Genomic DNA, 25,260 nt, shown 5'->3' on the forward strand with positions numbered 1-25,260 from the left:
GTGCAACCCCCTATCTGTTCTTCATGGCGTCACCCGAAATCGAAGCCCTGACACAGGCACTGGCGCGGCTCCCCGGTCTGGGGCCGCGTTCGGCGCGTCGCGCGGTTTTGCATTTGCTCAAGAAGCGCGAGACCGCGCTCGGGCCCTTGCTCAATGCGCTCAACGCGGTTGAGGAAAACCTTTCAAACTGCTCTATTTGCGGCAATATCGATACGATCGATCCGTGCGGAATCTGCGCCGATCCGCGTCGCGATTCGCGCGCGCTGTGCGTGGTTGAGGAAGTCGCCGACCTATGGGCGCTCGATCGTTCACGCCTGTTTCCGGGGCGCTTTCATGTGCTTGGCGGGCGACTGTCCGCGCTTGAAGGAATCCGGCCGGAGGATCTCACGATCGATTCGCTGGTACGTCGGATCGAGGCGGGCGGGGTGGATGAGGTCGTGCTGGCGATGAACGCAACGCTCGAAGGCCAGACCACCGCGCATTATATCGCCGAGCGGATCGAGCGCTTCCCGGTGCGCGTCACGCAGCTCGCGCATGGCCTGCCGGTCGGCGGTGAACTGGACTATCTCGATGAGGGCACGCTGGCCCAGGCATTGCGGGCAAGACGCCCCGTGTCTTGACGTCGGCCCCGACCTTTCCTAGCTCGCCGCAATGGCTGTTTTAGAAATCCTTGAAGTTCCGCACCCGGGTCTGCGCGCGGTCGCCAATCCCGTCGCCCAGGTCGACGACGCCGTCCGTGCGATCGTCGCCGACATGTTCGACACGATGTACGACGCACGCGGCATCGGCCTCGCCGCGACTCAGGTCGCGATCGAGCAGCGCATCGTCGTGATCGACCTGCAGGAGCCGGAGAGCGATGCGCCTGACGCCAAGGCGGTGCGCGCGCCGCATGTCTTCATCAATCCCGAGATCGTCTCGGTCAGCGATGAATGGTCTTCCTATAATGAGGGCTGTCTCTCGATCCCCGAGCAATATGCCGAGGTCGAACGCCCGACGCGTTGCCGTATCAAATGGTTGGACGCGGACGGCAAACCGCATGAAGAGGATTTCGATGGGCTGATGTCCACCGCGATCCAGCATGAGATCGATCATCTCAACGGCGTGCTGTTCATCGACCATATCTCGCGCCTGAAGCGCGACATGGTGCTCAAGAAGCTGGCCAAGGCCCGTAAGGCGGCCTGACCCGCCCGGCCGCTAGGCCGGCACATCCTTGCGGCGGCGCACCAGCCACAGAATGCCGCATTCGAGTACTACCAGCACGCAAACGGCAACCAGTGTGGCGATCCATGGGTTCCAGCCAAGGACGTGCAGGCCATAGCCCAGGCTGGTAAAGGCGCCGACCCACAAGGCGCTGCCCGAAAATACGGCAAGTGTGAACGTCAGCAGCGGCAAGGCAAGAATCCCGGCGGGGAGTGAGAGATAAACTCGCACCACTGGGATCGTTTGGCCAATAAAGGTCGCGATGAATGCGTTGCGGCTATAGCGGTCGGATAACGACAGATAGACCGGCTCGCGCAGCCAGACATAGCGGCCGAAGCGTTTCACCAGTTGGTGCGTGCGCTCTTCACCCAACCAATGGCCAAGGCCGTACCAGCACACCGCGCCAAGGCTCGAAGCGAGCGTCGTGGCGATGATCAACGGCACAAGGTCGATCGGCTGAGCGACCATCGAACTGCCGAGAAAAATGAACAGGCCATAAGACGGCACAACCGGCACCAGCCGCTCCGCCAGCGCGAGCAAGGCCGCGCCGAGCAAGCCATAGGCGGCGATGCTGGCGATCGGGATGATACCGCCGATCGCATGGGTCATACCGGTCGTTCCGGGGTTTGTGTCGGTTGGCTTGGCATTTCCGTATTCCTGTCCCGTTGCTGTGCGCTGTGCAAAGCACGGAGTGTGCCACGCCCTGTAAGCGGCGGAATCGCGTTGGCCAATCCGGGATTGTCATGTGCATCGCGCTAAATCGTAGGATGGACCGCCAATGGCTCGGCCCAAATAACTCCCCAATGACTCATTATCGCGGGACGATTATGCTCGCGGCAGTCTGGGGAGGAACGAACATGATTTATCCATGGGGAATGGCCGCAATCGCTCTGACCGCGCCGGTTGCGGCTTCACCGGCGATGGAAGCTCAGGCCGGCGTGATGGCTGCCATGGGTGACAGCGCGGCGGGCTGGAATCAGGGCGACCTGGTGCGCTTCACCGCGATCTATGCCGACCAGGCGAGCTTCGTGACGAGTGACGGGCTGGTGCGCGGGCGCACAGCGATCATGGCGCGCTACGCGCCGCGCTTCGTGCCCGGCGCAAAGCGCGGGACATTAGCGTTCGAGCAACTTGATTTTCGGCTGCTCGATCCCGACCACGCACTGTTGATCGCGCGGTATCGGCTATCGTTCGATGGCGCGAAGGATCAGGTCGGGCCGACCTCGCTGGTGTTCGAACGAGTGGCCGGCAAGGGGTGGCTGATCGTCGCAGATCATAGTTCATAGCGTCGCGAGTTCAGCGGCAGCCTTGTCGCATTGGGTAAAGCCGGACGCCGCAAGTTTCGCACTTCCGGACCGACAGCCCAGACCGGCACTGAAATCGCCTGCCCTTTAGCGTTATAGGGCGATGCGCCGCGGGCGCGTATCCCGGTAGCGATCCTGATCCGACAATAAGAAAGAGCGCGCCGATCTCAGCCCGGCAAGGGATGAGATGGCCGATCTTTTGCGGTGGTTGAATCTCCGCTGGCGCCACCAAGGCCGAGAGGATGAGCGGCGGGAGATATGGCACACCGGTTGTTGCATATCTTGTTCCGCCATCATCTCGGCAGGCTCCTAATTATATCGTTATATATCAGATACTAATGAAAAATAGACCAGGAGTGCTGTGCGAACCGGGAGACGTGATCATCCCGCCGCCTTCGCCAGGCCCTTCGACAATTGCAGCGCACCATTGAGGCGTGCCTTGGGATCGCTCCACACCCGGTTGACCACCAGCTTGCTGTCCGGGCGTAGCTTCGCCACGCCGTCAAGCCGTGCGACCCAGGCGAGCAAACCATCCACATTGGGCGGTTTGTTGTCGTGGAACGTGACCAAGGCGCCACGCGGGCCGATGTCGATCTTGGCGACACAGGCCTTTTTGGCGTTGAGCTTGATCTCGATCACACGGATCAGATTCTCGGTCGGATCGGGCAGGGGGCCGAAACGGTCGATCAGTTCGGCCGCGAAAGCCTCGATCCCGTCCAGTTCCTCGATATCGTTGAGACGGCGATACAGACCCATGCGCAAGTCGAGGTCGGGGACGTAATCCTCCGGGATAAGGATCGGCGCATCGACGGTGATCTGCGGCGAGAAGTCGCGCGGGCGGGCGAGGGCGCCGCCGGCTTTGGCTTCCATGATCGCTTCTTCGAGCATCGACTGGTAAAGTTCGTAGCCAACCTCCTTGATATGACCCGATTGTTCGTCGCCGAGCAGATTGCCCGCGCCGCGAATGTCGAGGTCGTGGCTGGCAAGTTGGAAACCCGCGCCAAGGCTGTCGAGATCGCTCAGCACCTTCAGCCGCTTTTCCGCCGCCTCGGTCAGGATGCGACCGGCGGGGGTGGTGAGATAGGCATAGGCGCGGGTCTTGGCGCGCCCGACGCGGCCGCGCAGCTGATAAAGCTGAGCGAGGCCGAAGCGGTCGGCGCGGTGGATGATCATCGTGTTGGCGCTCGGGATATCGAGTCCGCTTTCGACGATGGTGGTCGAAACCAGCACCTCGAACTTCTTGTCGTAGAATGCCGACATGCGTTCCTCGACTTCGGTCGGCGACATCTGGCCGTGCGCGGTGACGTAGCGCACCTCGGGCACATGCTCGCGCAGGAATTGCTCGATATCGGGCACATCGGCGACGCGCGGCGTGACGAAGAAACTCTGTCCGCCGCGATAATGTTCGCGCAGCAGCGCTTCGCGCAGCACCACAGGATCCCACGGCATGATGTAAGTGCGCACGGCGAGGCGATCGACCGGCGGCGTCTGGATCACCGACAGCTCACGCAGGCCCGACATCGCCATCTGAAGGGTGCGTGGGATCGGCGTGGCAGTCAGCGTCAGGACATGGACGTCGGTCTTGAGCGCTTTCAGCCGTTCCTTGTGCGTCACGCCGAAGCGCTGTTCCTCATCGACCACGACGAGGCCGAGGCGTTTGAACTCGACCGACTTGGCGAGGATGGCATGAGTACCGACCACGACGTCGATCGTGCCGTCGGCGATGCCCTCGCGCGTCGTCTTTGCTTCTCCCGCCGTGACGAGGCGCGACAGGCGACCGATCTTGAGCGGGAAACCCTCGAAACGCGCGGTGAAATTGTTGAAATGCTGACGCGCGAGCAAGGTCGTCGGACACACGATCGCGACCTGCAACCCCGACATCGCCGAGGCGAAGGCAGCGCGTAGCGCGATCTCGGTCTTGCCGAAGCCGACATCGCCGACCACCAGCCGGTCCATCGGCGTACCCTTGGCGAGATCGCCGAGTACATCGTTGATTGCGCGGTCCTGATCGTCGGTTTCCTCATAGGGGAAACGATCGACGAAGCTGGCATAACCGCCGCCATCGGGCTCGATCACATCGGCAGGTCGCAGCGCGCGTTCGGCCGCGGTCGCGATCAGGTCACCCGCGATCTCGCGGATGCGCTCCTTCATCCGTGACTTGCGTCGTTGCCATGCCTCGCCACCGAGCCGGTCGAGGCTCGCGCCTTCGCTGTCCGAGCCGTAGCGCGACAACACATCGATATTTTCGACCGGCACGAACAGCTTGTCGCCGCCGGCATAGCTCAAGGCGACGCAGTCGTGCGGGCTCTGACCAACCGGGATCGAGGTCAGACCCTCGTAACGGCCAATGCCGTGATCCACATGGACGACGAGATCGCCTGGCGTGAGCATCGCCAGTTCGGCGAGAAACGCATCGGCGGATTTCTTGCGCTTGGCGCGGCGCACCAGCCGATCGCCAAGCATATCCTGTTCGGTCAGCAGCGCGACATTCGGCGCGGTGAAACCATGATCGAGCGGCAGGATGATCAGCGCGACGCCACCGGCGCCCAATGCTTCCTGCCAGGTGTCGACCAGCTTGAGCTGAGCCGCGCCATGGTCCTTGAGCAGCCCCGCGAAGCGCTCGCGCGATCCATGCGAATAGCTGGCGAGGATCGTCTTGCGGCCATCCTTGTGCAGCGTCTTCAGGTGATGGACGACCGCCTCGTAAATATTGACGCCGCTGTTGCGTTCAGGGCCGAAATCACGCGGGCCGTCGACCGCGAAGTCGAGCACGCTCGCGCTTTCCGGTTCGTGGAAGGGCGTCGTGAGATGGGTCGGGGCTTGTTCGAGCCGCTCGGCGAAATCCTTGGCGGTCAGATAGAGCGCGTCGGGCGGGAGCGGGCGATAGCTGCCCGGATCGCTCGATTGGGCGCGGACGCGGTTAGCATGATAATCGGTGATCGCTTCGAAGCGCTGCTCGGCGGCGCCGATTACGCCGGCGTCGCGGACGAGAACGGCTTCGTCACCGAGATGGTCGAACAGCGTCGCCATCTTCTCTTCGAACAGCGGCAGCCAATGCTCCATCCCGGCGAGGCGGCGGCCATCGCTGATCGCCTGGTAGAGCGGGTCGCCGGTCGCCGTCGCGCCGAAGCGCTCACGATAGCGGCTGCGGAAACGCTTGATGCTGTCTTCGTCGAGCAAGGTTTCCGAGGCGGGGAGCAATGTGAAGCCATCGACCCGACCAGTGGTGCGCTGGTCTGCGGGGTCGAAGGTGCGCACCGATTCGATCTCATCGCCGAAGAAGTCGAGGCGCAGTGCCTGTTCCTCGCCGCTGGGGAACAGGTCGACCAGGCCGCCGCGGACCGCGAACTCTCCTGAGTCCGCAACGGTTTCTACGCGAACATAGCCATTGGCCTGGAGCATCGCCGCAAGTTTGTCGCGGTCGATCCGAGCCTTGGGTGCGAGGGTCGTGACGAGCTGACGGATGCGGAACGGCGTCAGGACGCGCTGCGCGGCGGCGTTGGCGGTGGTGATGAGAAGCTGCGGCGCTTTGGTGGGCTGCTGCAGGCGGTGCAGCGTCGCCATGCGCTCGGCCATGGTGCGCAAGGTAGGCGAGGCGCGGTCATAGGGGAGACAATCCCAGGCCGGGAAGGTCAGCACCTCCAGCTCGGGCGCGAACATCGTCGCGGTCGCGGCGATCGCGCGCATTGCGGCCTCATCAGGGGCGATGAACACCGCGCGGGTTTTCGCGGCGCGCGCGAGGTCGGCGAGCAGCCACGGCTCGAACCCGGTCGGTACGCCGGCGAGGGTCAGGGGCGTCTTGGCCGAGAGGATCGTTTTCAGGTCTGGCATGATTTCTTCTTAAGCCCTCTCCCCTCCGGGGAGAGGGTTGGGAGAGGGGCAGTACGGAGAGGTGTCGCTCGCGACGGCCCCTCTCCCCGACCCTCTCCCCGGAGGGGAGAGGGGGTTAAGGTCACTCCGCAATCGGCACGTAGTTCAACACCTTCATCGCCTCGATCAGCGACCCGGCATAACGCGCCGGCGGTACATCGGTGCCGATCGCCCAGGCCATGATGTCGACATCCTGTTCCTCGAGCAATTCCTCGAACAGATCGATCTCCGCGTCAGTCCAGTCTTTGGCCTTCGCATCGAAGAAGCCGCCGATGAGCAGATCCGCCTCGCGCGTGCCGCGGTGCGAGGCGCGGAAGCCGAGGCGTTTGAGGCGTATGTCGCGATCCATAAAACTCCAACGGCAATTGGCCGGCGGGCGCTAGCGGCGCGCGTCGGCTGAGGGTATCAGTCGCAGATAGTCATGCGGCCCGATATCCTCAATCTACTGTTTGCCGAAGTCACGGTGCTGAAAGGCATCGGTCCCGGCCTGGCCAAGCCGCTCGAGCGGCTCGGGCTGCGCCGCGTCGTGGATGTGCTGTTCCACCTGCCGACCGGCTGGATCGATCGCGTGGCGCGCGACGAACTCGATATGGCGGATGCCGGGCGCACCATCGTGATCACGCTGACCGCGCAGGATTACCGGTCGAGCGCCGGCCGGGGGCCGACTCGGGTTCATGCGGCTGATGCGCGCGGCAATATCGTCAGCCTGGTCTATTTCGGCGGCCATTCCGGTTGGGCGAAGAAGCTTGCGCCGATCGGCGAACCGCGCCGCGTTTCGGGTCGGCTCGAGATGTACGGGCAGGAATTGCAGATCGTGCACCCGGATTATGTCCTGCCGCTCGATGAGGCGGGCGACCAGCCAGAGCGCGAGGCGATCTATCCGTTGTCGGAAGGGCTGACCTCCCGGCGTGTCGGGCAGATGGCAGCACATGCGCTGGAGCGCGTGCCCGACTTGCCGGAATGGATCGAGCCCGGGCTATTGGCGAAACGCGGCTGGCCGGGGTGGCGTGAGGCGTTGACGCGAGTCCATGCCGATCCGTCAGACATGGTGGCGCGGGAACGCCTCGCTTATGACGAGATTTTCGCGAACCAGCTTGCCCTGACGCTGGTGCGACAATCTTCGCGGGCGCGGCGGGGCAGGGCGCTGACCGGCGACGGACGGCTGCGGGGTGCCTTGCAGCTGCCCTATGACCTGACCGGCGCACAGACCCGCACGGTGCGCGAGATCGAAGGCGACCTCGCGCAGGCGCAGCCGATGTTACGGCTGCTTCAGGGCGATGTCGGGTCGGGCAAGACATTGGTCGCGACGATGGCGCTGCTGCTCGCGGTCGAGGCCGGCGCGCAAGGGGCGCTGATTGCGCCGACAGAGATCCTCGCGCGGCAGCATTACGAGACGTTGCGGCGGATGTTGGCGGGTGTGCCGGTCGAGGTCGCGATCCTCACCGGGCGGGACAAGGGCAAGGTCCGCGAGGCCACGCTGATGGGGCTGGCGTCGGGCGCGATCGACATATTGATCGGCACGCATGCGATCTTCCAGGAGGCTGTGACGTACAAGGATCTCGCCTTTGTCGTGGTCGACGAGCAGCATCGCTTCGGCGTCGCGCAGCGCATGATGCTGCAAGCCAAGGCGAAGGCGGCGCCGCATCTGCTCGCGATGACCGCGACGCCAATCCCGCGCACGCTGACTCTGGCCAATTATGGCGAGATGGACGTCAGCCAGATCGACGAGATGCCACCGGGGCGTCAACCGATCGAGACGCGGGTGATCTCCGAGGACCGGTTGGCCGAAATGGTCGATGCGCTGGCGCGGCATCTGTCCGACGGCGGCCAGGCCTATTGGGTATGTCCGCTGGTCGAGGAGAGCGAAAAGAGCGATCTGGCCGCTGCCGAGGCCCGCGCCGAAACCTTGCGCGCGCGCTTCGGTGATCGGGTCGGGCTGGTTCATGGGCGGATGAAGGGGCCGGAAAAGGACGCGGTGATGGAGGCGTTTGCCGCGGGCCGGACCGGCGTGCTCGTCGCGACCACGGTGATCGAAGTTGGGGTCGATGTACCCAATGCTACCCTGATCGTGATCGAGGCGGCGGATCGCTTCGGACTGGCGCAATTGCATCAGCTGCGCGGGCGAGTCGGTCGTGGCAGCGGGCGATCGATCTGCTTGCTGATTCGCGGCAACGCGCTGAGCGAGACGTCGCGGGCGCGGTTGGCGTTGATGCGCGAGACCAATGACGGCTTCAGGATCGCCGAAGAAGATCTGCGGTTGCGCGGATCGGGCGAGTTGCTCGGCACCAAGCAATCGGGCGAGGCGGCGTTCCGTATCGCCACGCCGGAAATGCTCAACGACCTGTTGCCGGTGGCGACCGACGATGCGCGGCTGCTGATCGATCGCGACGGGGGATTGAGCGCGGACCGAGGGCAAGCGGCGCGAACAGCGCTGTATTTGTTCGAGCGCGACGCCGGCGTGGCGTTATTGCGGTCGGGATGATGATTTAAGAGGCGTTGCCGCGTATCAGCATCGCGAGCAGTTCATAATAGTCCGCCAGATCCAGCGCGTGGTCGAGCTCGCAGCCGATCCGGCCGCCGAGCGCCCAGCGGACCGTGGCATGACGTGTGCCGAAGCGGGGCAGGGTCACCTGCAGCCGCGTGCCAATGGGCAAATCGGCAACGCAACGCGCCATCAGGCCCTGAACCGATAGATCGACGATGACCAGCGAGATGACATGCCCGTCCGGCCCGATCCCGCGCGTGCGATGAAAAACTGCAACGCGGTGGCGTTCGCGTTGGTCGTTGAACGAAAGATGCGCCAGGCCCATTTCGATTCCCGAATTGGCCGGGTCGAAAGGTCGCCCGGTTGGTTCGGTTGTGCGGGCAGACGCTTAATGGCATCTTGCGCCCGGCCTAGGGAATTTCCCCGTTACCGCCCCTTGATCAGCACCGCGAGCAATTCATAATAATCGGCCAGGTCGATCGCCCGGTCGAGCTCGCAGCCCATTCGTCCGCCGAGACACCAGCGTATTTCCGCCGCGACCACGCCGACGATGGGCAGGGTGACGCGCAACCGAGAACCCTCGGCAATGTCCATATCGCATCGCGCCATCAGGCCGAGCGCGGATATGTTGACGATCAGCAGCGAGAGCGGCCGCGCGTCGGGGCCATAGGCGCGCGCGCGATAATGTACCTCGTCGCGCGAGACGTCGCGATTATCGGCTATGGCCGCACTGCCGAAACTCATGACCCGTCCCCTGTGGTCCCGCAGCGACGCTAGGGCACGCGGTGTAAACCGGGTCGCAACGAAGCTGTTTAACAAATCCTTCCCGGTCGATTTTGTGCAGCTTTTATCCCGCGATCAGAAGGCCATGATGCTTCTTGCCGGCCGCGATCCGCACCGGATCGGCACTGACCGCGATCACCATCGCCTCGTCGCCGACCTTTTCCGCGCCGACACGCGCGCCGCCGCCCTTGATCAGGCGACGCGCCTCACCCTTGGACGCGCAGAAACCAAGCCCGACCAGCGCGTCGACGATCGAAATTTCGCCTGACACGGTGAGGGTCGGCAACGAGCCACCGGCCGTTCCTTCCTCGAAGGTACGACGTGCGGTCTCCGCCGCTTCCACCGCGGCCGCTTCGCCACGGCACATCGCGGTCGCGGCATTGGCGAGGATCTTCTTCGCTTCGTTGATTTCCGCCCCTTGCAGTGCTTCGAGCCGGGCAATCTCGTCGAGCGGCAGATCGGTGAACAGGCGCAAGAAGCGGCCGACATCGCGGTCGTCGGTGTTGCGCCAGAATTGCCAGTAATCGAAATGCGGCAGTTGATCCTCGTGCAGCCAGACCGCGCCCGACATCGTCTTGCCCATCTTGCCGCCGTCCGCCGTGGTGATCAGCGGGGTGGTGATGCCGTAGACCTCGGTCCCGTCCATGCGGCGCGAGAGTTCGATGCCGTTGACGATATTGCCCCATTGATCCGACCCGCCCATCTGCAAGCGGCAACCGGCGCGGCGCGATAATTCCAGGAAATCATAGGCCTGGAGGATCATGTAGTTGAACTCGAGGAAGCTCAGCGACTGTTCGCGGTCGAGGCGCAGCTTGACCGAATCGAAGCTGAGCATGCGGTTGACCGAGAAATGCTGGCCGACATCGCGCAGGAACGGGATATATTCGAGCTTGTCGAGCCAGTCGGCATTGTCGACCATCATCGCATCGGTCGGACCATCCCCGAAAGTCAGGAAACGTTCGAAGATGCGCCGGATCGACGCCACGTTTGCGTTGATGCCGTCATGGTCGAGCAGCTTGCGCGATTCTTCCTTGAAACTCGGGTCGCCGATCTTGCCGGTGCCGCCACCCATCAGCACGATCGGCTTGTGTCCCGCCTGTTGCAGGCGGCGCAGCAGCATGATCTGCACCAGACTGCCGACATGCAGCGACGGCGCGGTCGGGTCGAAGCCGATATAACCGGGCACGATCTGGCGGACAGCCAGTTCATCCAAGGCATCGATGTCCGTGGTCTGATGAATGTAGCCGCGCTCACGGAGCGACAGAATGAGCTTGGACGTGTGAAGTGTCATAACGGTGCGGCGCTTAGAGGATTTTGTGGCCGGCCGGAACAACGAAGTCACTTAGCCCCTCCTCTTCAGAGGAGGGGTTGGGGTGGAGCAGCGGCGGGGCGGGCTCGATGCCCGTTCCGGCGCTTTGAAACTTGGAGCAACGATTCTCTATGGGCGCGCAAACGCGCGCCCCCACCCCAACCCCTCCCCTGAAGGGGAGGGGCTTAGAGAAGTCACAACTCCGGCAATTGCCCCATCGGATCGACTGGGGTTCGTCCCTTGCGCATCTCGAAATGCACTTCTGGCCGGTCGGCGAGGCCCGAATTGCCCGACATGGCGACGGTCTGGCCTTTCTTGACCGACTGGCCGCGCTGGACGAGCAACTGGCTGGCGTGACCATAAACCGTGGTCCAGCCATCGCCATGTTTGAGGATCACCAGCCCGCCAAGCGCGGCGATTTCGTCGCCGGCATAGGCCACCACGCCGTCGGCCGCGGCGAGGATCGGGGTATCGACCGGCACCGCGATCTTGATCCCGTTATTCCTCTCGCCGCTGGCACCGGGGCCGAAGCGGCCGATCACTCGCCCGTGAACCGGCCAGGAAAAGGTCCCGCGCAACCGGCTGGGCTGGGCGAGTGCGGCGGTCGAGGGCAGAACCCGGGTCGAGGACGCGGTCGGGCGGGCAGGGCGCTGATTGGTCGCGAGCGCGGGTTCTCCGCCAGTGAGGATGTCGTCGACGTCGAGGTGGAACGCGGCAGCGCGTTCCTCGATCGTCGTCTTGCCCCTGGCGATTCCCGGGATCAGCACGCGCATGCCGACGCGCAGCATATAGGGCTCGATCAAATTGTTCGCGGCGACGATTCGCGACCAGTCGATACCGTAAGCCCGCGCGATGGCGATGCCGGTCTCGCCGGCGCGGACGAGATGGTAGCGGCCGGCGGGAATGATCAGCTGCTGACCGGGGCGAATCACGAAAGGCGGTTGCAGGTTGTTGGCGCGGGCGATCGCTTCCGATCCGGCACCGGTGAGGTCGGCAATGGCACGCAGCGTGTCGCCGGATCGGACGACATAGGTGTTGCCGACGATCGAGCGCGCATCGGCGGTCACCGGGCGCGCTTGCCAGGCGGGCGGTGCGCTGGGCAGTTGCTGTACGCCGTCGTCGAGGCGTTGACGTTCATAAGTATCGTGAGGCTGGCGATATTCCGCGTCGGCATAGCGTTGCGGCTCGGGACGGTTATTCCCTGGAATACACGCGCCGAGCAGCGTCAGCGCCGCAAACGGCGCAATGCCGTATCTGATACTTGCCCCCATGACCCTACCCCTAAGCCAGCCCCCCGGCTGGTCTCGTCCCTAGGTAAAGGCCGCGTTCAGCATGTCGAGCGATTCATGGTGGGTCAGGTCGAGATGGAGTGGCGTGACGGCGATAAAACCTTCGGCCACGGCCTCGAGGTCGGTCGAATGCGCCGGAGTCTCGATCGTCGGGCCCAGCGCGAACCAGTGATATTCGTAACCGCGCGGATCGCGATTGGTGACGATCTGCAGTCGTCCATAGTCGCGCAGGCCCTGATTGGCGACGCGGATGCCCTTGACCTCCGCCGCCGGGCCGACCGGGAAGTTGATGTTGACCAGCGTGCGCGGCGCAAGCGGCGCGTCGATCAACGGGCGCAGGACGCGCTCGCCCCAGGCGGAGGCTGCTTCGAACGGTACGGTGTCACCCATGCCTTCGCGGCTATAGACCTGGCTCAGCGCGATCGAACGCACGCCGGCCAATGCGCCTTCCATCGCGGCGGAAACCGTGCCCGAATAGGTCACATCCTCGGCCAGATTGGCACCGCGATTGACCCCGGACAGGATCAGGTCGGGCGGGCTATCCTTCATGATCCGGGCGATCGCCATCATCACCGCGTCGGTCGGCGTGCCGGCGACGGCGAACCGTTTGTCGCCATGGCGGCGAATCCGAATCGGCCGGCTCAGGGTCAGCGAATGGCCGGCGCCCGATTGCTCCTCGGATGGTGCGACGATCCAGATATCATCGGAGAATTTTGCCGCGATCTCTTCCAGCACCTTGAGGCCGGGCGCGTGATAGCCGTCGTCATTGGTGAGAAGAATACGCATCAGGCCGGCTCCAGCCGATTGAGGCCCTTGAGATAAGGCTGCAGCACGTCGGGAATCGCGACCGATCCGTCCTCTTGCTGATAATTCTCCAGCACCGCGACGAGCGTGCGGCCGACCGCGAGACCAGAGCCGTTCAGCGTATGGACGAAGCGCGTGCCTTTCTCGCCTTCGGGCCGATATCGCGCGTTCATGCGGCGCGCCTGGAAATCGGTGCAGGTCGAGCAGCTCGAAATCTCGCGATACTGGTTCTGTCCGGGCAGCCAGACTTCGAGATCATAAGTTCGCGCAGCGGTGAACCCCATATCGCCGGTGCACAACTTCATGCGGCGAAAGGGCAGGCCAAGTGCGTCGAGCAAGCCTTCGGCGCAGGCCGTCATCCGTTCATGCTCTGCCTCGGATGCATCGGGCGCGACGATCGAGACCATCTCGACCTTCTCGAACTGATGCTGGCGAATGAAACCGCGCGTGTCGCGCCCCGCGGAACCGGCCTCGGAGCGGAAGCAGGGGGTGAGGGCAGTGAAGCGTAGCGGCAGTTCCTGCTCGCTAAGAATTTTCCCCGCGACGATGTTGGTCAGGCTGACCTCGGCCGTCGGGATCAACCAGCGCCCATCGGTCGTGCGGAACAGATCCTCGGCGAATTTGGGAAGCTGCCCAGTGCCGAACACCGCCTCGTCGCGCACCAGCAAGGGAGGGACGACCTGCTCATAACCATGCTCGCCGGCAAGCGTGTCGAGCATGAACTGCCCGAGCGCGCGGTGCAGCTTTGCCGCCGAACCGCGCACCAGGGTGAAACGCGCGCCGGACATCGCTGCGCCGGCTTCGAAATCAAGGCCGAGCGCAGGGCCGATCGCGTCATGTTCCTTGGCAGCGAAAGCGAAACCGGGCGGCGTACCGCGCAAGTGCACGATCGCGTTGTCGGCTTCGTCCGTCCCTTGCGGGACGTCGGCGAGCGGCAGATTCGGGATTGCCGCGAGTTGGCCGTTCAGCGCCTCGCCCAGTTCCTTCTCTTCATTCTCGATTGCCGGCAGCCGTTCCTTCAGCACGGCCACTTCCGCCATCAGCGCAGCGGCCATTGCCTCGTCCTTCGACGCTTTTGCCGCGCCGATCGCCTTGGACGCTTCGTTGCGGCGCGCCTGGCCCGCCTGAGCTTCGGTGATCAACGCACGGCGGCGCTCGTCCAGTGAGACGAGTTCGGCGGCAAGCGGTGACAGGCCGCGCTTCGCCAGCGCGGCGTCAAAGGCTTCGGGGTTTTCGCGGATCAGGCGGATATCATGCATGGGCGCAGGCTATGGCGGCGCGGCGGACGACACGCAACCCGCAGGGAGGCCGGCGCGTTACCCTTACCTACACCAACAACGGAAAGGCCATTCCATGCAGATTTCGCACAACGCCGTCGTGCTCGTCGCCGACGGGCGCAAGATGCTGTTTCTGCGCAATGAGGGGGATGCAGTTCATCCGAATTTGGTGGTCGAGAATGCGGTCGAACATGCCAACCCATCCGATGGCGAGCAGAAAACCGACCTTGCCGGGCGTTCCTCATCGAGCGTCGGCGGCGGGCAGAATTCGATGCAGGAAGTCGATTTCCATCAGCAGGAGGAGGATCGCTTTGCAGCCGAGACCGCTGGCCTGCTCAAACGCCGCGCGCTCGCCAATGATTTCGAATCACTGATCATCGTCGCGCCCCCGCGCACCCTGGGCGAGTTGCGCAAACATTATCACAAGGAGGTCAGTTCGAGGCTGACGGCCGAGATCGACAAGGATCTGACCGGCCACCCGATCGATCAGATCGAGAAAGTCATTGCCGCGATCTGAGGTGCCTCTCACGTAAAAAGGGCTCCCGCGCCGCGCGCGGGAGCCCTTTTTGTATCGGTTGCTCGGCGTGACTCAGGCCGCGACGGCGGCCTTTTTCGCGAAGCGCCTGCGCACCACGAGTGCCGCTGCCGCTGCTCCAAACAACAGGACCATCGGCGGCGCCGGGACGGGCGACGGCGTACCACTGGATCCGCTGCTGCCGCTCGACCCGTTGCTGCCATGGCCGCCATTGCTGCTCCAGCCTCCAGTGCTGCCCCAGCCATGGCTCGAGGAGCCGTGACTCGATCCATAAGACGAACTCGAGGTGCTGGTGCTCGACCCGTTGGAGGAGCTGGACGTGGAGGTCGACACGTTGCCACTGGAACTGCTCGACGTTGAGGAAGAGGTAGAAGACGAGGACGAAACGTCACCGCTCGACGACGACGACACGTCACCGCTCGACGAGGAGGACACATCGCCGCTCGACGAGGAGGACACATCGCCGCTCGAACCGCCCGATGCGGACGAAGTGCTGCTGCCACCCGACGCCGAGGATGTGCTGCTGCCGCCGGTCGACGACGTGCTGGTGCTCGATACGCCACCCGTACTGGTCGATGATCCACCGCTGCCGCCCGACGCCGAGCTGGTCGAGCCGCCGCTGGTGCTGGTCGAACCGCCGCTGGTGCTGGTCGATCCACCGCTCGAGGTCGACGAGACGACGATCCCGCCGCTGCCACCGCTCGAACCGCCACCGAAGAAGCCGCCGGCAAAGAATCCGCCACCGCCACCGAATCCGCCGCCACCCACAACAGCCGCGCCGCCACCACCGCCGCCGCCCGAGACCGGCATTTCGCCACTGGAAGCGGCAAAGACCGGGGGAAGGGGAATGGGCGCGCCCTGGCTTGTCACGGTGACGACCGCGGGCCGGCAGGTCGCACGCGTTTGCGTCACGACTCGACGGACCCTTGTCACCTTGCGCGGAGCGGCCGTACGCTTCACGACGCGCTTGACCATCTTGGTCTGATACACCTGTCGCGTTTTCGCACCTTCGGCGACGTGCACAGCACCACCACCGATCAGTGCCCCACCGCACGTGCAGGCACACAATTTTGCCAAAGCCATCCGCACCGACATGTTGTTACTCTTTCGTTGCTGGTACCAACCGCACCAGACCCGGGCCTGTAGCAGCTAGATTGCCGCTATTGCTCAAAGGGACCAACAAACTATTAAGTTCAAGTCCGTTAACCAATGTTCCGGCGCCGGAGTGACGAATTCGTAACATTGCCGCGTCATTAGCCTGGTTAACGTGCCAGAGTGGTACGGTTTAGCTATTAATACTAACTGACCGTTAATTTTTAGGGTTAACAGCGGAGCGCTGTTTTGGTTCGAAACCTCAAATTCGAGTCTCGAAAATGCAATGCGGTGGTGCCTATGCGCACGAAGGAGCCAATTTGAACATTCATGTGAGTCGGTTGCTTGTGATGCGAAGATGGCATGTCTATAGGCGCGGTCATCACGGGGGCAGGACAGGGGCGGTTCAGAGGTGCGCAAAGCATCGCGAGACCGCCAGGAGAGTGGGATGGCGACGGTCTTGAATCGATTGGACGAATCCGAACCTGGTGCGATTGCGGCGAACGACGCGGCTGGAGGCTATCGCCCCAGCCCGGACGAGCCGTTCATGAATCAGCGCCAGCAGGAATATTTTCGCGACAAGCTGCATCAGTGGAAGGATGCGATCCTGCGCGAGGCGGCGGGCACGCTGACTCAGTTGCAGGTCGATTCGCTGCGTGAGGCTGATCTTACCGATCGCGCATCGAGTGAGACCGACTGGTCGATTGAATTGCGCACCCGGGATCGCCAACGCAAGCTGATCGCCAAGATCGATGCGGCATTGCGGCGGATCGAAGAGGGCGAATACGGCTATTGCGAAGTGACTGGCGAGCCGATTTCGCTCGCACGGCTCGAGGCGCGGCCGATCGCGACCATGACTGTCGAGGCGCAGGAGCGCCACGAACGCCATGAAAAAGTCTCCCGCGAAGATTGATCGCGGATTCTTTAAGCGATTCGATACGAATTTCTGGTCTATCGGTGGTGAACGGAGGTTTGCTCGAGCACCCTGATGGACCAGTTGCCCCAAGATCCTTTTGGCGATTTCGCCGCTGACGACCCTGCGCGCAATCGCAATCAGTCGCGCGACAGCCTGTTCCTGATGGCGGATTTCCGCGTCACGGGCAGTCCGGATGTCCAGCATGTCCGCGTTCGCAACCTGTCCGCCGGCGGGCTGATGGCCGAACTGCCCAACGGTTTGCCGCAGGGATTGGACGTCGAATTCGATGTTCGCGGCATCGGCTGGGTATCGGGCAAGGTCGCCTGGTCCGCAGCGGGTCGTGTCGGGATTGCGTTTGCGCACCCGATCGACCCGATGCTGGCGCGCAAGCCAGTCGGTTTGGGTGCCAAGACGCCTGTTTTCGTTAAGCCGATTTTGCCGCGGCGCTAAGGCTCGCGGCGCTTGAACCCCGCGCGGGCGCACCCGCGCGAGGTGAGCACACGCCTATTGCGTGGTCATTTCCTCTTTGAGGCGAAGTTTCTGCTTTTTGAGCACTGCCAGTGCCGCAGTGTCGGGGAGTGGGCGTTGCGACTCGGCAGCGATCTTTCGATCGAGCACGGCGTGCTTGGCCTCAAGTGCCGAGAAATGCGCAGTTTGCATGGAAGAAAGCCTCCTTCTTAGCTTGGCGGGAAATGATTGAAACACGCCGCTGACCAATTGTCTTCCTACATTTTGCGAGCAATCGACATACTGACGCGATTTACGCGCCAAGCCGATTCCGTTGCGGACCCGGCGGGGCGTTTTGCTGCTCGCGATGCGCGTCCAATTTGCTAAAGGTGGGGCACGGGAAATGGGGAACCGATGGAAGAAACGCAGATCGCCAAGCGCCTGGAAATCCTGCGCATCGAACATCGTGACCTCGATTCGGCGATCGGCGCGCTGTTCGAGACCGGATCGACCGACCAGCTCCAGCTCGCGCGCCTGAAAAAGCGCAAATTGCGGCTCCGCGATGAGATCGGGATGCTCGAGGATCAGCTCATCCCCGACATCATTGCCTGATCTTGCTCCGCTTTGGGCCTGACCTTGCTCCGCTTTGGGACGCTTGCGCGGTAAAAACCTCGCACGAGCCCTATGTTGTTAAGGCCCTGTTTATGTCACGCCGTTGGGATGAGGGGCTTTGCAGATGACTCGCGGATCCACCGCCGGCTGATCGACACGCTGTATGTCGACGCGATGGTGCTTGCCGACGAAGCGCGGAGCTATTTTGATGAAGGTGGGCGTGAGGAGCGTGAGATGCTCGACCCGCTCGCACGCGTTTCCTTTTCCTGCGAATCGCTGAAGGTTACGACGCGATTGATGCACATCATCGCCTGGCTGCTGACTCAGCGCGCGATCGATGCCGGCGAATTGCAGCCGCGCGACGCGCTCGATCCATCCCGGCGCCTCGGCCCCGCGCCGGTCAGCGACGCCGCCGCGATCCTCGCCATGCCGCGTCAGGCGCAGGGGCTCATCGCGTCGAGTACCGAACTCTATCGCCGCGTTGCATTGCTCGATGGCGCGCAAGCCGACGATGCCGTGATGATAAGCCCGGCACGGTCGATGTACGATCGGCTGGCGAGGGCGTTTTGATCGACTTAAGCCCCAGCCTCTTGAGGGGTAGGGTTGGGTGGGCAGCGACGAGCGGGGGTCGATGCCGGTTTCGCCGCTTTGATACTTGGCACCACGGGTCTTTTTGAGCGCGCAGACGCGCCTCCACCCCAACCCCTCCTCTGAAGAGGCGATTATATCTTTTGCAAACACTAAGGATGCGAAGCGATATCCGCGTCGATGATGCGATGGGCCTCGGATCGCAGATAATTTCGGCTATTTGATCGATCTGCCACGGCCATTTCGTTCAGCGCGCCCAAGTCGCCCGGTCTATAAATCCACGCGAAGCGATCGCCGCGTTGATACGAAATCAGGTAGCCCCGATACTGTTCATCCCACGTCGGCATTGGATGTCTCGGGTTCGGGTTTCTGTTTTGCGATCTTTTTAAGGTTCGCATCCCAGCGTCCCTCGTCCTCGTCACATTCCAGCTCGCGCGCGGCTTGCTTGAACTTCTCGCTCTGGTTCTGATCGTCCATCGTGTTGCTCCTGATCGAGTTGATATAACCTAAGCGCACACCTGTTGCCAGAAGCCGGGGAAAGAGCCCGGCACAACAGATTCTTCCTGTTCTTCGAGGAATACCTTGTCGCGGGTCACAACGAAGCGCTGCGCCCCGCTCATGCCGCCAAAGCCATTCCGTGAATTGACTCGGCCGCACACGGTACGGACGCCTTTCACATCGACATCAGAAAATTCGGCGGAAGCTGGATCGCTCAATTCGGCTTTCACGCGATCTTGAGCTGCGAATATTTTCTGGTCCCGATCAACGGATCGGCGCGCGGCATCGCCATCACCGCAAGCGGCCAGCGAGCACGCACACAGCAAGGCAAGCTGGCGCATGTGATTTCCCATGTTCACCGCGCCGCCCCACCAGTCGGGACGGTTGAACGACGCGAACACAGGAACACGCCTCCCGCGTATTTCCCGAAGTTATTCTATTCCGCAGGCCGCCCGACCATAGCCGAGAGCCTGTGTTCGCCGCCGATGCGGGCCACCCCTTCCGTTCAAAGTCGGGGCAGCGATCCGACGATATGGCGACCCGGCCCACTTGTCCATGTGCCGCCAGCGTGGCAGCTATTTCCGGGGAAGGCGGAAATATCTGTATGGGGGATGACGACACTATTTCACGCGATGACTTCGCGACCTGGTACTCACCCGCGCTCACCTTGGGCTTACTCGATACGGTCAATTTTGAGAGCGTCGCGCGCTTGGTTCACCCGGCTTTGGCATCGGGCGATCTCAGGACAACAGCCGAAACTCTGACAGTTGAGGATGCGGCGGCTCATTTGAAGCGGTTACCCGCCAGCCTTTGGGTGACGTGGGATGCGCGCCTTGATCTTCGTTTTTGGGCCACCGCCAACCTGATCCGTCAGATACATGGGCAAAGCACAGGTATCAGCGCTTATGGCGTTCGCTTCGATCCGGCTGGCCTCGCGCGACTGTTTCCGGGGATGGCGAAGCGACCGGAATCGACCGAAGCGCCAACGCCGCAAGCCAAGGGCGGCAGGCCAGCCGGGAAGAACGGCGAGCCGATCGCCCGCATAGCGAAGCGACTGATCGCGCTCACAGCCGGCGAATTGGTACTATATACCGCAGAGGCCGTGGCGAGCGAGCTGATCAGCGAATATCAGCGGCTCAACCTGCAACCGCCTAGCCCGGACAACGCTAGGCGGGATGCCCAAGGCATTTTGCGCGCCGTGCGAAACTAGGTTTCACACCGTTTCACACAGGGTTTCGCACCCTTTCGCCCGATATTCATTCGCCTCGCCACGGCCCATCCCACAGTTGCGGGCCTAGCTTGGTGCGGTGGATGATTTGCTAGTCGAGAAGCTCCGGGTTCGAATCCCGGTAGGTCCACGAAATAAATGAAGCCCCCAGCCATAAGGCACGGGGGCTTCATCCGCTGATGCGGAAGACTTGCTAGTCGATCGCCCTTATAGCGGCAGCTTCAACTGGCGTCCACGCGCGTCTCGCATCGAGCGACGATGCGGTTGCGTCCGCCAGCGCTGATTGCGCATCTTGATCGCGATCTTCGCCTTGGTGTCAGGCTGCGATACCAGTGCTGCTATAGGTCAGGCGCTTGCCGACGATCCCACGCATCGCCTGTTGCGTGCGTTCGCCATCATCGAAGCCGTTGGCTTGACGGTATGAATAGCGGAACTCGAACTCGGCGAGATAGCGGTGAAGGTGACGCTCGCCACAGTGCTGATAGACGCCTTTCATTCCCCGCTTGAAGATCGAGAACGAGCCCTCGATCGTGCTGGTGTGGATCACCGGATTCTCGCGATCGACATATACGCCTTTCTGGTGTGGCGTCGTCGCGTGCGAGGCGAAGTGGCGATGCATGTGACGGTACTGGCCCGCATCGTCGGTCAGCAGGTTCGCTTCGGCGGCGATGTTCTCGATCAGTATGGGGGTGAGACTGGCGACCGTTACCTTGTCCACCACCATCATGCGCGTGCGGCCGGTATCGCGATCCAATAGCGACAGCACTTTCATCTTGTGCTCGTAACCCCCCTTGGCCTTTTCCGCGCCCTTGCGGCGTCCGATGAACGTCTCGTCCACCTCGACGAAACCGCCGCCCGAGCCGAACGGGGCAAGGTCGCCAGAGCGCATCGCTTCTCGGATGCGATGGGCGAGGAACCAAGCCGACTTATAGGTGATCTCAAGGATGCGGTGGAGTTGGTGCGCCGAAACGCCCTTCTTACTCGCGGTCATCAGATAGACGGCTTGAAGCATGATATTCAGCGGCAGGCGGGCGTGTTCGAACACGGTCCCGATCTTGACCGTGAACTGCTTTTTGCAATCCCCGCACCGCCACAGCCCGACCCGGATGCGCTTGGCCGGGTTGGCTGTTACCTTCGTGATCCGATCGACACCGCCACAGTGCGGGCAGGATTTCCCGTCCGCCCAAATGATCGATTCCAGATGCGTGAAAGCCTTCGCTTCATCGTGAAATTCGGGACGGGAAAGAACCGACATTGCTTTGCTCCTGACGTGCCATTTTCATAGCTGGTCAGGAGCGTATTTGCAAAGTATATAATCGCCTCTGAAGAGGAGGGGCTTAGAGTGCCAATCGCGCCCGCGCCGCGAGATATTCCCGCTCCAGCCGATCGATGCGCGTCGCGACCGGTTCGATCGCCGAGACCGCGCCGACGCCCTGGCCCGAGCCCCAGATATCCTTCCACGCCTTGGCCTTGCTGCCATTGCCGCCGCCAAAATTCATCGTCGACAAATCGCCTTCGGGCAAATTGTCCGGGTCCATGCCCGCCGCGACGATCGAACTGCGCAGGTAATTGCCGTGCACGCCGGTAAACAGGTTCGAATAAATGATGTCGGCCGCTTTCGATGCGACAATCGATTCCTTGTAGCCCTGATCGGCATTGGCTTCATCGGTGGCGATGAAGGGCGAGCCGATATAGGCGAGGTCGGCGCCCATCGCGAGCGCGGCAAGCACCGCATCGCCGATCGCGATCGATCCGGACAAGGCAAGCGGCCCTTCGAACCATTGGCGGATTTCCTGGATCAGCGCGAAAGGTGAGAGCCGGCCGGCATGGCCACCGGCACCGGCCGCCACCGCGATCAGGCCGTCGGCACCCTTTTCCACCGCCTTGCGGGCGAAACGATCGTCGATGATGTCGTGCAGGGTGATGCCGCCCCAGCCATGCACCGCAGTATTGAGATCCTCGCGCGCGCCGAGCGACGTGATGACGATCGGCACCTGCCATTTGGCGCAGGTCGCGAGATCGGCCTCAAGCCGCTCGTTGGAGCGGTGGACGATCTGGTTGACCGCATAGGGCGCGGCAGGCCGGTCGGGATTGTCGCGATTCCAAGCCGCCAGCTCTTCGGTGATGCGGTGCAGCCACTCGTCGAGCTGGGCCTGAGGTCGCGCGTTGAGCGCGGGGAAAGCACCGACGATTCCCGCTTTGCACTGGGCAATGACCAGGTCCGGGTTGGATATGATGAACAACGGCGACCCGATAACGGGCAGGCGAAGGCGCTGCAGAATTGGCGGTAAGCTCATGGCCCAGTTTCATAGCGCAACTGAAATGACTGTCCAGCCATTGGCACCCGCGCTTGCCAAGCTGTCCGAACGTATTACTGGGGCAACACACACGAGATAATATATCCAGAGGTCGCCATGACGTTCACTCCTGTCGCTCGCGCTACGGCCTTGTTGTTGTTGTCGGTTTCCACCTCCGCGCTTGCTGCGGGACGATTGCCGACCAATGTCGTGCCGACCGCCTATGACATCACCGTCAGGCCCGATGCCAAGGCGATGACCTTTACCGGCGCGGAAGCGATCCAGGTCGAGGTGAACGAACCGACGACGACGATTGTACTCAACGCCGTTGACCTGGTGGTCGATTCGGCAACCTTCGATGGTGTCGCCGTGACGGTGAAACAGGACCAGGAGGCGCAACTGCTGACCGTGACGCTGCCCAAAGCAGCGAGCAAAGGCGCGCATACGCTGAAATTCACCTGGAGCGGCAAGATCAACGAATCGCCGCTCGGCATGTTCGCGATCGACTATAAGAACCCTCATGGTAGCGCGGCCCGGATGCTCGCCACTCAGTTCGAGGCGCCCGATGCGCGCCGCTTCGCGCCGATGTGGGATGAACCGTCGTTCAAGGCGACTTTCACGCTATCGGCCGAAGCGCCGGCCGACCAACTCGCCTTTTCCAACATGCCGGCCACGACGATCGGCAAACCGGTCGGAGGAAAGAAACTCTATCGATTCGCCACCACGCCGAAAATGTCGAGCTATCTGCTGTTCCTCGGCATGGGCGACATGGAACGACGCACGGTGATGGCCGGCAAGACCGAGATCGGCATCATCACACGGCGCGGCGTGGGTGAGCAGGGGCAATATTCGCTCGACGCCGCCAAACGCTTGCTGACCTATTACAACGACTATTTCGGCCAACCCTATCCGCTGCCCAAGCTCGACATGATTGCCGGGCCGGGCGGCAGCCAGACCTTTGGCGCGATGGAAAATTGGGGCGCGATCTTCTATTTCGAACAGGAATTGCTGTTCGACCCGAAGCGCGCGACCGAGAGCAATCGCCAGCGGATTTATACCGTCGTGGCCCACGAGATGGCGCATCAATGGTTCGGCGATCTCGTGACCATGGCATGGTGGGACGATCTGTGGCTTAACGAGGGTTTCGCGTCGTGGATGGAGGGTAAGGCCAGCGCCGACCTCAATCCGAGCTGGAATGCGACGACCGCGCTGGTCGGCAGCGAGCGGGAAGTCGCGCTGGGCGCCGATGCGACCGCCGCGACTCACCCGATCATCCGCAAGATCGAGACGGTCGACCAGATCAACGAGGCATTCGACGGCATCACCTATCAGAAAGGGCAGGCGGTGATCGGCATGTTCGAATCGACGCTGGGGCCGGATGTCTTCCGCGATGGCATTCGCCGCTACATGGCGAAGTATAAATACGGCAACACCGTCACCGATCAGCTCTGGGCTGAACTCGCCGTCGCCGCGGGCAAGCCGGTGGCGGATATCGCCCATGACTTTACCCTGCAGGGCGGCGTGCCGCTGGTCACATTGATCGGGGCAAGCTGCAGCAACGGTACGACCACAGCGACATTGACCCAGGGGCGTTTCGGTCTCGATGCCAAATCGAAGACGCCGCAGACCTGGCGCGTGCCGCTGAAGATCGGTGTGGTCGGCCAGGACGCGACGAGTACGATCGTGCAGGGCGCGGCGCCCGCCACTATGAGCGTCAAGGGTTGTGGCACGCTGATCCTCAATCAGGGCAAGGGCAGCTATTTGCGCGGCAAATATGATGCGGCGAGCCACGCCGCGATCGTACGTGACTTCCGTAATGTCGCGCTGGCAGACCGTCTCGGCACGTTGGGCGACGATTATGCGCTGGCAATGAGCGGCGACCAGGATTTGTCGCTCTATCTCGCGTTGACTGGCGCGGTGCCGGTCGATGCCGATCCGCTTGAATGGGATATGGTGTCCGGTCAGTTGCTCCGCCTCGCCAACCGGTTCGAGGATACACCGCTCGAAGCACCACTCAACGCTCGCAACATGGCGATGCTGGCCCCGGTGATAAAGCGCATCGGATATGAGGCGAAGCCAGGTGAATCGGCATTGGTGACGAATATGCGTGAGAATTTGATCGGCGGGCTGGGCGGCATCGGCGATCCCGAAATCGCGGCGATGGCGCGGCGTTACGTCGCGGCGCTTGCCACCGACGCGAATGCGATTCCGCCGGCGATCCGTTCGCCGATCCTGCGCACCTATGCGGTCAATGCGACGGCGCCCGAATGGGACGCGCTGTTGGCGATCACACGTGCGGAGAAGAACCCGGTCACGCGCAATACCTATATCCGGCTGCTCGGCGGCGCGCGCGATGTCGCGCTGGCGCAGCGTGCGCTCGATCTGATCAAGACCGACGAGTTCAGCGCGCCGCAAAAGGCCAGCCTGTTACGCGGGGTATCGACCCGGCATCCCGATCTCGCGGTCGATTTCGCGCTCGCCAATCTCGCGCTGGTCGATGGATTCACCGAAACCAGCAATCGGTCGACCTATATCCCCGGGCTGGGTGCGGGATCCGACGATCCGGCGATGCCGGCGAAGCTCACCGCTTTTGCCGAGAAGAACCTGCCTGAAGCGGCGCGGGGCGGTGCGGCGCGGGTCGTTGCCGGCATGGCCGCACGGCACGCCGTGACCGAGCGGTTGCGCCCGGCGGTCGAGGCCTGGGCGGCGGGCAAATAAGATCGCCG

27 protein-coding genes are annotated in these 25,260 nt (G+C 62.8%); 13 read left to right on the forward strand and 14 right to left on the reverse strand.

Translation table 11 applies throughout. The features are described from left to right. Window positions 1-23: 23 nt before the first annotated feature. Together recR and def are read left to right on the forward strand one after the other, a co-directional pair. Entirely contained in the window at window positions 24-620 is a 597-nt protein-coding gene (gene recR / locus G4G27_RS07620; protein WP_183112770.1) for a recombination mediator RecR, read from the forward strand. Between the two features lie 31 nt (window positions 621-651). Next, window positions 652-1,182, forward strand: a complete 531-nt coding sequence (gene def / locus G4G27_RS07625) for a peptide deformylase (protein ID WP_183112771.1) — start codon at window positions 652-654, stop codon at window positions 1,180-1,182. A 12-nt stretch (window positions 1,183-1,194) separates the two neighbouring features. Here the strand turns inward: def and G4G27_RS07630 are convergent, their stop codons facing one another. Next, a complete protein-coding gene (locus G4G27_RS07630; protein WP_183112772.1) occupies window positions 1,195-1,809 on the reverse strand; it encodes a VTT domain-containing protein in 615 nt (204 codons plus the stop codon). Window positions 1,810-2,075: 266 nt separating this feature from the next. Between G4G27_RS07630 and G4G27_RS07635 the strand changes: the two genes are divergently transcribed. Beyond that, complete coding sequence (locus tag G4G27_RS07635) at window positions 2,076-2,486, forward strand: SgcJ/EcaC family oxidoreductase (protein ID WP_183112773.1); 411 nt, start codon at window positions 2,076-2,078, stop codon at window positions 2,484-2,486. Window positions 2,487-2,885: 399 nt separating this feature from the next. On the opposite strand, the gene mfd is transcribed toward G4G27_RS07635, so the two are convergent. Together mfd and G4G27_RS07645 are read right to left on the reverse strand one after the other, a co-directional pair. Further along, on the reverse strand, window positions 2,886-6,335 hold the full coding sequence (gene mfd / locus G4G27_RS07640; protein ID WP_183112774.1) for a transcription-repair coupling factor: 3,450 nt from the start codon (window positions 6,333-6,335) through the stop codon (window positions 2,886-2,888). A 121-nt stretch (window positions 6,336-6,456) separates the two neighbouring features. Then, entirely contained in the window at window positions 6,457-6,723 is a 267-nt protein-coding gene (locus tag G4G27_RS07645) for a succinate dehydrogenase assembly factor 2 (RefSeq protein ID WP_183112775.1), read from the reverse strand. A 72-nt stretch (window positions 6,724-6,795) separates the two neighbouring features. Here G4G27_RS07645 and recG point away from each other — a divergent pair, with 72 nt between their 5' ends. Then, entirely contained in the window at window positions 6,796-8,856 is a 2,061-nt protein-coding gene (gene recG, locus G4G27_RS07650) for an ATP-dependent DNA helicase RecG (RefSeq protein ID WP_183112776.1), read from the forward strand. Window positions 8,857-8,860: 4 nt separating this feature from the next. On the opposite strand, the gene G4G27_RS07655 is transcribed toward recG, so the two are convergent. The 6 genes from G4G27_RS07655 to serS all read right to left on the reverse strand — a co-directional run bounded on the left by G4G27_RS07655 (window position 8,861) and on the right by serS (window position 14,303). Next, window positions 8,861-9,184 carry a PilZ domain-containing protein gene (locus tag G4G27_RS07655; protein WP_183112777.1) on the reverse strand — a complete coding sequence of 108 codons (324 nt, stop codon included), beginning with the start codon at window positions 9,182-9,184 and terminating at the stop codon, window positions 8,861-8,863. A 101-nt stretch (window positions 9,185-9,285) separates the two neighbouring features. Beyond that, window positions 9,286-9,603 (reverse strand): PilZ domain-containing protein, encoded by a 318-nt coding sequence (locus G4G27_RS07660; protein ID WP_183112778.1) that lies wholly within the window; start codon window positions 9,601-9,603, stop codon window positions 9,286-9,288. 103 nt (window positions 9,604-9,706) lie between these two features. Further along, entirely contained in the window at window positions 9,707-10,933 is a 1,227-nt protein-coding gene (tyrS, locus tag G4G27_RS07665; RefSeq protein ID WP_183112779.1) for a tyrosine--tRNA ligase, read from the reverse strand. A gap of 212 nt (window positions 10,934-11,145) precedes the next feature. Continuing rightward, the gene (locus G4G27_RS07670; RefSeq protein ID WP_183112780.1) at window positions 11,146-12,222 is read right to left on the reverse strand and encodes a M23 family metallopeptidase; all 1,077 of its coding nucleotides are present in this window, start codon (window positions 12,220-12,222) and stop codon (window positions 11,146-11,148) included. 39 nt (window positions 12,223-12,261) lie between these two features. Continuing rightward, window positions 12,262-13,026 carry a 5'/3'-nucleotidase SurE gene (gene surE, locus G4G27_RS07675; RefSeq protein WP_183112781.1) on the reverse strand — a complete coding sequence of 255 codons (765 nt, stop codon included), beginning with the start codon at window positions 13,024-13,026 and terminating at the stop codon, window positions 12,262-12,264. Next, a complete protein-coding gene (gene serS, locus G4G27_RS07680; RefSeq protein WP_183112782.1) occupies window positions 13,026-14,303 on the reverse strand; it encodes a serine--tRNA ligase in 1,278 nt (425 codons plus the stop codon). Before serS ends, surE begins: the two co-directional genes overlap by 1 nt. 94 nt (window positions 14,304-14,397) lie before the next feature. Here serS and G4G27_RS07685 point away from each other — a divergent pair, with 94 nt between their 5' ends. From G4G27_RS07685 to G4G27_RS07705, 5 genes are all read left to right on the forward strand, one after another. Continuing rightward, entirely contained in the window at window positions 14,398-14,838 is a 441-nt protein-coding gene (locus tag G4G27_RS07685; protein ID WP_183112783.1) for a host attachment family protein, read from the forward strand. Between the two features lie 49 nt (window positions 14,839-14,887). After that, window positions 14,888-15,118: a hypothetical protein gene (locus tag G4G27_RS07690; protein ID WP_183112784.1), complete on the forward strand. Its 231-nt coding sequence runs from the start codon at window positions 14,888-14,890 to the stop codon at window positions 15,116-15,118. Between the two features lie 30 nt (window positions 15,119-15,148). Beyond that, a complete protein-coding gene (locus tag G4G27_RS07695; RefSeq protein WP_183112785.1) occupies window positions 15,149-15,841 on the forward strand; it encodes a hypothetical protein in 693 nt (230 codons plus the stop codon). A gap of 555 nt (window positions 15,842-16,396) precedes the next feature. After that, complete coding sequence (dksA, locus tag G4G27_RS07700; protein ID WP_183112786.1) at window positions 16,397-16,861, forward strand: RNA polymerase-binding protein DksA; 465 nt, start codon at window positions 16,397-16,399, stop codon at window positions 16,859-16,861. A 75-nt stretch (window positions 16,862-16,936) separates the two neighbouring features. After that, window positions 16,937-17,314, forward strand: a complete 378-nt coding sequence (locus tag G4G27_RS07705; protein WP_183112787.1) for a PilZ domain-containing protein — start codon at window positions 16,937-16,939, stop codon at window positions 17,312-17,314. 54 nt (window positions 17,315-17,368) lie between these two features. On the opposite strand, the gene G4G27_RS07710 is transcribed toward G4G27_RS07705, so the two are convergent. Beyond that, window positions 17,369-17,524 (reverse strand): YdcH family protein, encoded by a 156-nt coding sequence (locus tag G4G27_RS07710; RefSeq protein ID WP_183113681.1) that lies wholly within the window; start codon window positions 17,522-17,524, stop codon window positions 17,369-17,371. A gap of 201 nt (window positions 17,525-17,725) precedes the next feature. Here G4G27_RS07710 and G4G27_RS07715 point away from each other — a divergent pair, with 201 nt between their 5' ends. Together G4G27_RS07715 and G4G27_RS07720 are read left to right on the forward strand one after the other, a co-directional pair. Then, window positions 17,726-17,923 carry a DUF465 domain-containing protein gene (locus G4G27_RS07715; RefSeq protein ID WP_183112788.1) on the forward strand — a complete coding sequence of 66 codons (198 nt, stop codon included), beginning with the start codon at window positions 17,726-17,728 and terminating at the stop codon, window positions 17,921-17,923. 108 nt (window positions 17,924-18,031) lie between these two features. Further along, window positions 18,032-18,493, forward strand: coding sequence for a DUF1465 family protein (locus tag G4G27_RS07720; protein ID WP_183112789.1), 462 nt, complete (start codon window positions 18,032-18,034; stop codon window positions 18,491-18,493). 348 nt (window positions 18,494-18,841) lie between these two features. Here G4G27_RS07720 and G4G27_RS07725 read toward each other — a convergent pair whose 3' ends face one another. Next, window positions 18,842-18,988 carry a hypothetical protein gene (locus G4G27_RS07725; protein WP_183112790.1) on the reverse strand — a complete coding sequence of 49 codons (147 nt, stop codon included), beginning with the start codon at window positions 18,986-18,988 and terminating at the stop codon, window positions 18,842-18,844. Between the two features lie 29 nt (window positions 18,989-19,017). After that, window positions 19,018-19,410: a hypothetical protein gene (locus G4G27_RS07730; protein ID WP_183112791.1), complete on the reverse strand. Its 393-nt coding sequence runs from the start codon at window positions 19,408-19,410 to the stop codon at window positions 19,018-19,020. A 203-nt stretch (window positions 19,411-19,613) separates the two neighbouring features. Here G4G27_RS07730 and G4G27_RS07735 point away from each other — a divergent pair, with 203 nt between their 5' ends. Then, window positions 19,614-20,219: a hypothetical protein gene (locus G4G27_RS07735; RefSeq protein ID WP_183112792.1), complete on the forward strand. Its 606-nt coding sequence runs from the start codon at window positions 19,614-19,616 to the stop codon at window positions 20,217-20,219. Between the two features lie 334 nt (window positions 20,220-20,553). Here the strand turns inward: G4G27_RS07735 and G4G27_RS07740 are convergent, their stop codons facing one another. Together G4G27_RS07740 and G4G27_RS07745 are read right to left on the reverse strand one after the other, a co-directional pair. Beyond that, on the reverse strand, window positions 20,554-21,492 hold the full coding sequence (locus G4G27_RS07740) for an IS1595 family transposase (RefSeq protein WP_183112793.1): 939 nt from the start codon (window positions 21,490-21,492) through the stop codon (window positions 20,554-20,556). An 82-nt stretch (window positions 21,493-21,574) separates the two neighbouring features. After that, window positions 21,575-22,534 (reverse strand): nitronate monooxygenase family protein, encoded by a 960-nt coding sequence (locus G4G27_RS07745; RefSeq protein WP_183112794.1) that lies wholly within the window; start codon window positions 22,532-22,534, stop codon window positions 21,575-21,577. A gap of 117 nt (window positions 22,535-22,651) precedes the next feature. Here G4G27_RS07745 and G4G27_RS07750 point away from each other — a divergent pair, with 117 nt between their 5' ends. Continuing rightward, on the forward strand, window positions 22,652-25,252 hold the full coding sequence (locus tag G4G27_RS07750; RefSeq protein WP_183112795.1) for a M1 family metallopeptidase: 2,601 nt from the start codon (window positions 22,652-22,654) through the stop codon (window positions 25,250-25,252). The last annotated feature ends 8 nt before the right edge of the window (window positions 25,253-25,260 follow it).

It is taken from the genome of Sphingomonas sp. So64.6b (genome assembly GCF_014171475.1).
GTDB classification, from domain to species: Bacteria; Pseudomonadota; Alphaproteobacteria; order Sphingomonadales; family Sphingomonadaceae; genus Sphingomonas; species Sphingomonas alpina_A.

Excerpts from the sequence above, each read along its gene's own strand:
- G4G27_RS07725 (WP_183112790.1), bottom strand. The coding sequence starts at position 18,988 with ATGGACGATCAGAACCAGAGCGAGAAGTTCAAGCAAGCCGCGCGCGAG.
- G4G27_RS07645 (WP_183112775.1), bottom strand. The coding sequence starts at position 6,723 with ATGGATCGCGACATACGCCTCAAACGCCTCGGCTTCCGCGCCTCGCAC.
- dksA (WP_183112786.1), top strand. The coding sequence starts at position 16,397 with ATGGCGACGGTCTTGAATCGATTGGACGAATCCGAACCTGGTGCGATT.
- surE (WP_183112781.1), bottom strand. The coding sequence starts at position 13,026 with ATGCGTATTCTTCTCACCAATGACGACGGCTATCACGCGCCCGGCCTC.
- def (WP_183112771.1), top strand. The coding sequence starts at position 652 with ATGGCTGTTTTAGAAATCCTTGAAGTTCCGCACCCGGGTCTGCGCGCG.
- G4G27_RS07740 (WP_183112793.1), bottom strand. The coding sequence starts at position 21,492 with ATGTCGGTTCTTTCCCGTCCCGAATTTCACGATGAAGCGAAGGCTTTC.
- G4G27_RS07660 (WP_183112778.1), bottom strand. The coding sequence starts at position 9,603 with ATGAGTTTCGGCAGTGCGGCCATAGCCGATAATCGCGACGTCTCGCGC.
- G4G27_RS07720 (WP_183112789.1), top strand. The coding sequence starts at position 18,032 with ATGAGGGGCTTTGCAGATGACTCGCGGATCCACCGCCGGCTGATCGAC.
- G4G27_RS07685 (WP_183112783.1), top strand. The coding sequence starts at position 14,398 with ATGCAGATTTCGCACAACGCCGTCGTGCTCGTCGCCGACGGGCGCAAG.
- G4G27_RS07735 (WP_183112792.1), top strand. The coding sequence starts at position 19,614 with ATGGGGGATGACGACACTATTTCACGCGATGACTTCGCGACCTGGTAC.
- G4G27_RS07710 (WP_183113681.1), bottom strand. The coding sequence starts at position 17,524 with ATGCAAACTGCGCATTTCTCGGCACTTGAGGCCAAGCACGCCGTGCTC.
- tyrS (WP_183112779.1), bottom strand. The coding sequence starts at position 10,933 with ATGACACTTCACACGTCCAAGCTCATTCTGTCGCTCCGTGAGCGCGGC.
- serS (WP_183112782.1), bottom strand. The coding sequence starts at position 14,303 with ATGCATGATATCCGCCTGATCCGCGAAAACCCCGAAGCCTTTGACGCC.
- G4G27_RS07750 (WP_183112795.1), top strand. The coding sequence starts at position 22,652 with ATGACGTTCACTCCTGTCGCTCGCGCTACGGCCTTGTTGTTGTTGTCG.
- recR (WP_183112770.1), top strand. The coding sequence starts at position 24 with ATGGCGTCACCCGAAATCGAAGCCCTGACACAGGCACTGGCGCGGCTC.
- G4G27_RS07635 (WP_183112773.1), top strand. The coding sequence starts at position 2,076 with ATGGCCGCAATCGCTCTGACCGCGCCGGTTGCGGCTTCACCGGCGATG.
- G4G27_RS07630 (WP_183112772.1), bottom strand. The coding sequence starts at position 1,809 with ATGACCCATGCGATCGGCGGTATCATCCCGATCGCCAGCATCGCCGCC.
- G4G27_RS07655 (WP_183112777.1), bottom strand. The coding sequence starts at position 9,184 with ATGGGCCTGGCGCATCTTTCGTTCAACGACCAACGCGAACGCCACCGC.
- G4G27_RS07745 (WP_183112794.1), bottom strand. The coding sequence starts at position 22,534 with ATGAGCTTACCGCCAATTCTGCAGCGCCTTCGCCTGCCCGTTATCGGG.
- G4G27_RS07715 (WP_183112788.1), top strand. The coding sequence starts at position 17,726 with ATGGAAGAAACGCAGATCGCCAAGCGCCTGGAAATCCTGCGCATCGAA.
- G4G27_RS07670 (WP_183112780.1), bottom strand. The coding sequence starts at position 12,222 with ATGGGGGCAAGTATCAGATACGGCATTGCGCCGTTTGCGGCGCTGACG.
- recG (WP_183112776.1), top strand. The coding sequence starts at position 6,796 with ATGCGGCCCGATATCCTCAATCTACTGTTTGCCGAAGTCACGGTGCTG.
- mfd (WP_183112774.1), bottom strand. The coding sequence starts at position 6,335 with ATGCCAGACCTGAAAACGATCCTCTCGGCCAAGACGCCCCTGACCCTC.
- G4G27_RS07705 (WP_183112787.1), top strand. The coding sequence starts at position 16,937 with ATGGACCAGTTGCCCCAAGATCCTTTTGGCGATTTCGCCGCTGACGAC.